The organism is Microcoleus sp. AT9b-C3, assembly GCF_036705485.1.
Lineage (GTDB): Bacteria > Cyanobacteriota > Cyanobacteriia > Cyanobacteriales > Microcoleaceae > Microcoleus.
The window spans coordinates 41,171-50,638 of the sequence record NZ_JAUBUR010000043.1; the positions used below are offsets into that span (position 1 = coordinate 41,171).

Consider the following 9,468-nt stretch of genomic DNA (forward strand, 5'->3'; position numbering starts at 1 on the left):
AATCAGGCTCGTTAATTGGTAGGATTTCTACGGTTAAAAAGTTTGAGGATTGCCGAAAGGACGCAACATTTTCAGGTCAGTCGCTGAATTAAGAATCCCTGTCCTTTAGGTCAGGGAGTGTCAATACACTATTGTTAAATATCACAAAAGCCGATGAAAGTAACCCAGGAAAAACTTCCAGCTAGCCAAATTGGTCTGGAAATCGAAGTACCGTCAGAAAAGTCAAAACAAGCTTACGAGCAAGTAATTAAACAATTCGCTCGCGAGGTTAATATTCCTGGGTTCCGCAAAGGCAAAGTTCCCCGTCAAGTTTTGCTACAGCGCCTAGGCCAAACTCGCTTGAAGGCGACGGCTTTGGAAAATTTGATTAATGATTCCCTGCAAAAAGCCCTCGAACAAGAAAAAATTGCCGCAATTGGCAGTTTTGAACTTCGCACCGAGTTTGAAGAATTACTAGAGAAGTTTGATCCAGAACAGCCTCTGATTTTTTCGGCGAAGGTTGATGTACAACCCGAAGTGAAAATGGGTCAGTACACTGGTTTGCAGCTTCAAGCAGAAGAAGCTAAGTATGATGAGTCTCAGGTAGATGAAGTTCTGGCAAAATATCGATCGGACAAAGCTGCTTTAATCCCCGTAGAAGGCCGACCGGCTCAGTTGGGAGACATGGCTTTGGTTGATTTCTCCGGTAGATTTGCCGAAGCACCAGAAGGCGAAACTCCAGCAGAAATTCCCGGCGGTCAAGCAGAAGATTTTCAAGTAGAATTGTCGGAAAATCAGTTTGTACCGGGCTTTATCCAAGGCATGATCGGGATGAATCCGGGAGAAACGAGAGAAGTTTCCGTGCAGTTCCCAGATGAGTATAGCAGTGAAGAACTAGCAGGAAAACCGGCAGTCTTTACGATTACCCTCAAAGAACTTAAGGAAAAAGAATTGCCGGAGTTGGACGACGACTTCGCCCAAGAAGTCAGTGAGTTTGAAACCTTAGCAGAACTGCGCGAATCGCTCGAAACTCGGTTTAAAGCAGACCAAGAAAACAAGACATCAGCAAATAAGGAAAAAGCTATATCAGCAGCCCTCGTGCAGCTAATAGACGTGGAAATTCCCGAAACAATGGTCGATCGCGAAATCGATTATTTGTTGAATCAACAAGCCGTGCAATTGAAAAATTACGGCATAGATATCAACCAACTGTTTACGGAAGAAAATATGGGGCCGATGCGGGAACGCTCGCGCCCGGAAGCAATCGAGCGCCTCAAGCAGAATTTAGCTTTGGCAGAAGTAGCCAAGCTGGAATCCTTATCTGTTGAACCAGCAGAAGTAGCAGCAGAAGTAGCAAAAATCAGAAAGCAGTTTCCCAAAGGAGATTTTGACCCCCAAAGGTTGCAGGAATTTGTAGCAGAAGACTTGCTCAAACAAAAAACCCTGAAATGGTTGGAAGAAAAAGGGACAATCGAACTCGTACCTGAAGGCTCTCTGACTCCTGCAGCAGCAGAATCAGAAGAATCAGACGCTGAAGATTCAGCAGAAGCAGCCACGAGCGTTGAAGTGGAAGTCGTAGGCGAAGAATAGAACTTAATGTGTTCAAATGTCCTAATTGGGGGCATGAAATCAACCGTGATTTTAACGGCGCACCTGATCCTTAACTACAAGCTCCGGGTGCGCCCGATCCTTACTAAAAGCTCGGGGTGTCCACTAAAAGCAGGGATGATTTACCAGTAAGTGTTTTAACTCATTCACCCCGCGAGCCTTGCAAGTCACTCCAGCGTTGCGCCCAGCGCAGAAAGCAATTTCAAAACTCAAAACTCCCCATTCCCCCGATATCCGTTCAGAAGAGGCATAATAGTTAAAAGCTGGCGGCTTAATTTAAAGCTTTCATCAGCAGCAGCAAATTGTCTAGAATCCTTGACTGGTGTCTTATGGTTGTATCTCAATCTTCCAATTACCTAATTACAAGCTATAACGATTTTGATGTCAGTTCCAGCCCCAGCAATGTAGTGCCGATGGTACTAGAACAGTCGGGGATGGGCGAGCGGGCTTTTGACATTTACTCGCGCTTGCTGCGGGAGCGAATTGTGTTTTTAGGAACTCCCGTAACCGACGAAGTTGCTGACTCGATAGTGGCTCAGCTATTGTATCTAGATGCCGAAGATCCAGAAAAAGATGTCCAAATGTACATAAATTCCCCCGGCGGCTCGGTGACGGCCGGCATGGCAATTTATGACACAATGCAGCAAATCCGCCCGGATGTGGTGACGATTTGTTACGGTTTGGCAGCGAGTATGGGCGCATTTCTGCTGACCGCAGGAGCCCACGGTAAGCGGATGTCTCTTCCGAGTTCCCGGATTATGATTCACCAGCCACTCGGAGGCGCTCAAGGTCAAGCAGTTGATATTGAGATTCAAGCCAAAGAAATCCTTTATCATAAGCGTAAGCTGAATCAACTGCTAGCGCACCACACAGGTCAACCACTCGACAAATTAGAGGCTGATACAGAGCGCGACTTTTTTATGTCAGCCGAGGAAGCCAAAAATTACGGTTTGGTCGATCGAGTTATCGCGAAAGAAAACCTTCCGGCGGCGGGAGAGAATGTCACTGCACTGAATTAAGAGGCTGTTATGTCTAAGTACGACTCCCATCTAAAATGTTCGTTTTGTGGCAAGTCTCAAGAGCAAGTACGCAAGTTGATCGCAGGGCCCGGGGTGTATATCTGCGACGAATGCGTTGACTTGTGCAATGAAATTTTAGATGAGGAGTTGTTTGATTCGAGTGCAGTGCCCGCAGCGGCGGTGGCCCCGAAGCAGGAAACGACGCCAAAGCGCCGCGGTACCTCGGGCAAAAGTATGTCGCTGAGCCAAATTCCCAAGCCGAGGGAAATTAAAAATTACCTCGACGAAAACGCGATCGGGCAAGATGAGGCGAAAAAGGTGCTCTCGGTGGCAGTTTACAACCACTACAAGCGCCTCAGCTTTATCCATGCAAAAAATAGCGGCAAGCACCCGCCGGAAGAAGTAGAACTGCAAAAATCGAATATTTTGTTAATCGGGCCGACGGGCTGCGGGAAAACGCTGCTGGCTCAGACTTTGGCGGATATGCTAGACGTGCCGTTTGCGGTGGCTGACGCGACGACGCTGACAGAAGCAGGCTATGTCGGGGAAGATGTGGAAAATATTTTGCTGCGACTGCTGCAAGTGGCAGATATGGACGTGGAAGAGGCGCAGCGCGGAATTATTTATATTGATGAAATTGACAAAATAGCCCGCAAGAGCGAAAATCCTTCGATTACGCGGGATGTGTCGGGGGAAGGCGTGCAGCAGGCGCTGCTGAAAATGCTGGAGGGGACGATCGCCAATGTACCTCCCCAAGGCGGGCGCAAGCATCCCTACCAAGACTGCATCCAAATTGATACTAGCAATATCATGTTTATCTGCGGCGGTGCTTTTGTCGGTCTGGAGAAAGTGATAGAGCAGAGAACGGGTAAAAAGTCAATGGGTTTTATTCAGCCCGGAGAAGCTCAGCCGAAGGAAAAGCGGGCTGCTGATGTACTCAAGCAACTGGAACCGGATGATTTGGTGAAGTTTGGGATGATTCCTGAGTTTATTGGGCGGGTGCCGGTGGCGGCGGTGTTAGAGCCGCTGGATGAGGAAACGCTGATGGCGATTTTGACTGAGCCGCGCAATGCTTTGGTTAAGCAGTATCAAAAGCTGCTGAAGATGGATAATGTGCAGTTGGACTTTAAGCCAGAGGCGATTCGGGCGATCGCCCAGGAAGCATACCGCCGCAAAACTGGAGCGCGGGCGCTGCGGGGAATTGTCGAAGAATTGATGTTGGATGTGATGTACGAGTTGCCGTCGCGCAAGGATGTTGCCCGGTGTACGATTACTAAGGAAATGGTCGAGAAGCGATCGACTGCTGAGTTGTTGGTACTTCCGTCTTCGCTGCCCAAGCCAGAGTCAGCTTAAAAGTAGATATTCACAATCACTAGGTGACTCTAATTCAACCTAAAACTTTTAGGGTATTAAGAAACCTGGAAGGGCGGCCACTCTTGGCACCGCCCCTACTACAAAAACCAGGTTTCTCGGTTTTTTTTAGTGATCTACTTACCAATCTATAAAATCATCCTCACCTAACTCAGAAGATAACTCGGAAAAATCCGGTTCAGATTCCAATCTAAAAGTTTCCGACTCCCAAATCTCCAAGTCATCCGACAAATCGACTACTTCCCCGTCAAACATACCAGCCAATTGCCTAGCCGTATTCGCGACATATTGAGCGTCATCACGCACCGCTATAGCCTGAGCGTTAAAATCATTTTGAGAGTCTGTAGAGCCATTTGTGGGCGATCGCGATTCGGAAATTGTCGGCACATTAACGCCAGTATTTTCAGGCGCTGGCGGGTGTTTTTGTTCTTCTCCACCATTCCCGAAAAAATCATCTGTAATCTCAGAATCCGCAGACTTCTGAACCTCTTGGCCCGCATCATCTGCAGGATGATAATTCCTGGGATTTTCGGCTACACGTCCGTTAGAATTTGGCAAATCCTTGGCGCGGGAACTATTAGTTTCAGCGGGATTTGTCAAGCCCACTTTTACTGTTACTGGACGGCTAAAAATTTGCAAAAAAGCTTCTTCAATATTAGCTACTTTGTCTTTAACCATATTGAGCAACGGCTGCGAACTAATCTTAACATGAGCAGTATTATTGCTAAAAATTACTAGCTGTCCATGTTGGCGAAGCAGCGATTGAGTTCCATGCGGCCGCACGCGGTCAAGTACCTGTTCCCACACTCGATTTAAATCGATTTCATCGGCTGAATTAGTCGGTGAATAATTTGTTTGATTAGTTTCAGCAGTTGGTACAGGTGCGGGAATTGCAGCAGGAGGTGTGGATTCTATTCGATTAGCCACAGGCTGTGAAGCCGGTTGAGGATTTTGCGAATTGGGAACTGAAGATTGTTCAATATTAGATATCTGGCTTCCCCCCTTAGCAAGGGGGGGTTGGGGGGGGTGAATTTGTGATGGAGTAATATTTTTTTTACCTGGTTCTGCGGCAGGTTGCTGCTGAGTTCTAATTGCTGAGGGCAACAATCCCAACAGCGTTACTTCCAGCCACAAACGCGGCTGAGTAGTGTTTTTAATTTGCACTTCGTGGGTTTGCAAATGTTTCTGAGCTGCTAAAATTAACTCGGCATCCCAATTGCGGGCAAAATCCCCCAGTTTTTCCCAAGTTGCAGATGTTAAAGCTACTAAATCTGACCGTTTCGGTGCAGCTTTGGCTATTAGCAAATCTCGGTAAAAGCTCGCGAGACTTTGCAGCACGATTAGCGGTTCCCGACCGCGATCCATGAGGTGGCGGGTCATGTCTATTAGTGCTGTAGCGTTATCTGTATCAATAGCTTGCAGCAAATCCATTAAGTCATTTTCGGGGACTGCGCCGACTAAATCCCAAACTTTTTCGACTGTTACTTCACCCTGAAATAAGCTTAGTTGGTCGAGCAAACTTTCGGCATCTCGCAGACCTCCTTGGGCGATTTGAGCAACCATTTGTACTGCATCAGTGGCAATATTGATATTTTCTAATTTAGCAATTTTGTGCAAATGAGCAATCATTGCATCGAGGGGTATGCGGCGAAAGTCGAACTTTTGGCAACGAGAAATAATAGTTGGTAATACTCTTTGTGGGTCGGTTGTGGCGAGGACGAATACAACGCGATCGGGCGGTTCTTCTAGGGTTTTGAGTAGAGAGTTGAATGCCTGGGTGCTTAGCATATGGCAATTATGAACTAGAAGACCGTTAGCGACAAAATTGTGGTTGTCTTCTACTTCAATATCATAAACTCTCTCGACCCCAGCGACTTTTACAGATTCGACTGTCTCCAAACTTGTAATCCATTGAAGGGATTGAATACTTTTTAAAGTCTGATACCCATTTTCTACTGGTTTCAGCACCCATGTGTATGTAGTCGTAAGTTTTACAGGTGTTAGACCTTCTGTAAAATTTAGTTGTTGTTGGGTATCCCAAACCTGTAAGCCAATTGGCAAGGAGTTGATTTTCTGCCCTAGAATATCCTTCTGTATGAATTTGGATACTTGGACTTCCTTCTGGGGAAATGCTGAGCGAGCCATCATCCATGTACCACCAAGCAAGTCCTTCTGGAGTGACGCGATCGAGCCAATCCATTGTGACGTATTTTCCGTTTCCATTGGGTTTAACAGCGTCAAAGACATCTCTAAGTTGGGGATGGCAGGCTGTGTTGCAACAGACTGATATATTTCCGTATCCTCGGTTAGGTGTAACTCGTAACTTTGGTCGCAGTGTCGAAAGGCAAGAAGCTTTGTATTCCAACCATTCCCGCTGCTTTTCTCCGTGTGTCCAGCCCAATCTTGGAAATCGGCTATATTTATTTGGGTAGGTGATAAAACCGTCTCCAAGCAATGTTCCGTAGATGAGTCCGAGTGTTTCTGGTTGCAAAACTTCGGCATTTGCCAAGAACTTTTCCGTTCTTGCATCCCAAAGTCCATGTCCTTTTTTATACGGATGTCGCTGCCAATGAGACTGAATGCTCTTAATCCCTTTGCCTTTTTTTTGTAAAAAGTCTGGTATTTCGAGTTGTTCTCCACAGCCACACGCACAGAGAGGTCGGATGGCTTGAGCCTGTTCGAGAATAGAGGCAAAGTCGTAAGATTTTTGTCCGTAGGTATTCCCGTAAAATTGATGTCCTCTGGCAAATCTCCGCAAGCGTCCATCTGTTCCAATTTTGTGAATGAGGGTGCCGCACCCACATTCACAGGGGATAGTATCTTCACTCCTTCTTTTACGTCTTTTGCTCGTATCCATCCCTGTTCTGTCCTGATTGGATGATTGCCAGTACATCTGATTTCTCGGTTGGCGGTTTTAATCACCAGTGTTTGTTTTTCCCCTCGGTCTAACCACCTCAAAACTTTTTTAAATTCCCAAACTTCTGAAGTTTCGTTATAGCTGAGAACGTGTTTTCCTTTGATGTTGGGATTGTCGATCCGCATCAGGCCTTCGCTAGTTTTTACCTGAGAATCACCGGTCAAACACTCGTCGATTACATATACTTTATAGCGGCACTGTACGGGAGCAAATTGAGCTCGTTCGATCAAATCCCGAATGTTATCTACTCCGGTGTTGCTGGCGGCGTCAATTTCGATGACATCTAGTGTGGAACCTCGGGCAATTTCTTGGCAAACGTTGCATTTGCCACAGGGTGTGGGGGTGGGGGCAACCGTAGAAATACAGTTGAGGGATTTGGCGAAAATTCTGGCACTGGAGGTTTTACCGGTGCCTCTGGGGCCGGTGAATAGATATGCTGGTGCTATGCGCTCTTGTAGGATGGCGCTGGTGAGGGTTTGGGCGATCGCCTCTTGACCGACTAATTCGGCAAATGTCTGAGGGCGATATTTGTGGTGCAGGGGTTCGTAGGTCACGATCGAATATTGGTGGTATTAGCTGTAATCTTAGCTAAGGAGACGTTGTTCGATCGCAAAGAGAGCTCGACTCTCACAGCAAGCCGCCCAGCGGGCTTGCACGGCGCCCGCGAGCGCACAGTAGGAATTATCACTCTCCCAACGTCCGCCCCTCGATCGTCCGGGCGATCGACTGTTCTCCGTGATGTTTTCCGCTGCTCGCTCCCAGAGTTACCATTAATTTATGTGTATTTCTTTTTATTTTTCTAGAAACGGAGACCGCCGAACAAACATTTTTTTTAGCTATATTGGTATAATATATTACAGGCAATTCACCATTTCTATTGGCCAATACCAGCGCGCGATTTTCCGATATTTCGGAAACCTGCTTGCAGTTAAAGATAAAGTATTAATTAGAGGGTGCGTGCTCCAGTTGCAGAAATCCAGTTGTACCAAGATGATGGTGGAATGATGTCAATGTTGGTTGATCCAGTTGCACTACCAGCTCTACTCTGGAGTCCTGTAGAAATATAGCGTCAAATTTTACCCTTTAAAAGCCCATGTCAACCCAAATAATCCTTGTAGAACCAAGGTTGGCAGTAGCCTCTCCCAAACCTAAACAGGCTAAACCCGGAGATCCGTCCTCAGACCAACTCTTAATGGGAGGGTCGGGATTACTGTTGTTATTGCTTATCGGTTTAGCGGTGTTTACCAAGCTCAAACTCGACGATTTGAGCAAAAAGCTCAAATTTGAGGAGTTTAGAAATCGAGAACTCCAGAAAAAATACAAAATGGCTCTGGAAACCATGTTAAAGATGGAAAAGAATCCCGACCTGATCCACTCGCGAGACTTTAATTTAGACTACCTGAGAATGCGAATGGCGGAAGAAGTATTTCACTTTGCCATTGTGAACCAGATTAAGGTAAAAGTCAAAGAGAAAATTAGTATTGCCCTGCGTCCGACTCAGGGTGCAGTGGGAGATAAAAACGGGAATGCGGGCAGCGGCAGGCAAGTAGATTCGATGTTTGATATCGAATACGAAACTGGCGATCCGGCAGTAAAAATAGAAAAACGTGTGCTGTTTCGGATTCAAATTAAGCTGATGAAACTGCCGACTCAGGCAACATCAGCAACAATTAATCAAATTATTGACTGTTTGGAAACTTATCTGAGTCCTTCAGACGACCACGACAGTTGGCAGCCGACAATTCAAGGTCGCATCGTTCATATTGAGTGGGATCAAAAAGCCAAGCCGACGCCGATGTTGGTGTTGGAACAGTCGAATGAAGGGGTGAATGTTACCTTTAGGACTACGAGAACGCCTGCCGGCAGACCTACAAATGCCAATGATAGCCAATTGGTAGGAATTAAGGGTCAAAAAAGTGGCAAAAGTAGTTCTAAAACTCCAGCCAAAGGTGCAACGAAAAGTCCTGCCAAGGTAGGAGGAAAGCGTCCCGGTTCTCGGAAATAAGTTTAGGTGGGTTAATATTATTTTCCCGAAAGAACGCCGGTTGCCGCCGTTGTTGATGTGTCTTGTGCGAGGTATCCGTCTTCCATGTGAATAATGCGATCGGCTATATCTAAAATGCGGTTGTCGTGGGTGACAAGCAAAATAGTGCAGTGCTGTTCTTTGGCCAAACCTCGCATAATTTCTACCACATCTCGACCTGATTTACTGTCTAGTGCTGCTGTGGGTTCGTCTGCTAATACTAATTTCGGCTGGCTGACTAATGCGCGGGCGATCGCAACTCTTTGTTTCTGGCCACCAGAAAGGCTGTCTGGGTAATAATCCATTCTTTCTCCCAAGCCTACAGCTTGCAGCATTCCCTCTATTTTATCATTAGTTTCTTGGGGAGAAAGATGACTGTGCAGTTCTAAAGACATTTGCACATTTTGCCTAGCACTCAAGCATTTGAGCAAATTGTGAGCTTGGAAAATATAGCCGATGTCGCGGCGGATTTTAACTATAGTCATTTCAAATAAATGTGAGACAAATGCAAGATGATGTAAAATGAAGAAAAATGGTTAACTCGGAGCTGA

The 9,468-nt window shown here is 46.3% G+C and carries 6 protein-coding genes and 1 pseudogene; 5 read left to right on the forward strand and 2 right to left on the reverse strand.

Features of this window, described 5'->3' with window-relative positions:
* Positions 1-153: 153 nt before the first annotated feature.
* The 3 genes from tig to clpX all read left to right on the forward strand — a co-directional run bounded on the left by tig (position 154) and on the right by clpX (position 3,959).
* Positions 154-1,569 carry a trigger factor gene (tig, locus tag QUB77_RS27165; protein ID WP_333179447.1) on the forward strand — a complete coding sequence of 472 codons (1,416 nt, stop codon included), beginning with the start codon at positions 154-156 and terminating at the stop codon, positions 1,567-1,569.
* Between the two features lie 347 nt (positions 1,570-1,916).
* Positions 1,917-2,606, forward strand: a complete 690-nt coding sequence (gene clpP, locus QUB77_RS27170) for an ATP-dependent Clp endopeptidase proteolytic subunit ClpP (protein ID WP_006632929.1) — start codon at positions 1,917-1,919, stop codon at positions 2,604-2,606.
* A gap of 9 nt (positions 2,607-2,615) precedes the next feature.
* Positions 2,616-3,959, forward strand: a complete 1,344-nt coding sequence (gene clpX, locus QUB77_RS27175) for an ATP-dependent protease ATP-binding subunit ClpX (RefSeq protein ID WP_333041646.1) — start codon at positions 2,616-2,618, stop codon at positions 3,957-3,959.
* Positions 3,960-4,097: 138 nt separating this feature from the next.
* Here clpX and dnaX read toward each other — a convergent pair whose 3' ends face one another.
* A complete protein-coding gene (gene dnaX / locus QUB77_RS27180) occupies positions 4,098-7,448 on the reverse strand; it encodes a DNA polymerase III subunit gamma/tau (protein ID WP_333179452.1) in 3,351 nt (1,116 codons plus the stop codon).
* Between dnaX and QUB77_RS27185 the strand changes: the two genes are divergently transcribed.
* On the forward strand, positions 7,425-7,697 hold the full coding sequence (locus QUB77_RS27185; protein WP_333179455.1) for a hypothetical protein: 273 nt from the start codon (positions 7,425-7,427) through the stop codon (positions 7,695-7,697). The two genes, dnaX and QUB77_RS27185, sit on opposite strands and share 24 nt — an antisense overlap.
* 290 nt (positions 7,698-7,987) lie before the next feature.
* Positions 7,988-8,899, forward strand: a complete 912-nt coding sequence (locus QUB77_RS27190) for a hypothetical protein (protein WP_333179457.1) — start codon at positions 7,988-7,990, stop codon at positions 8,897-8,899.
* A 17-nt stretch (positions 8,900-8,916) separates the two neighbouring features.
* Here QUB77_RS27190 and QUB77_RS27195 read toward each other — a convergent pair.
* Positions 8,917-9,396: pseudogene (locus QUB77_RS27195) on the reverse strand (ATP-binding cassette domain-containing protein); the annotation flags it as partial.
* Positions 9,397-9,468: the final 72 nt, after the last annotated feature.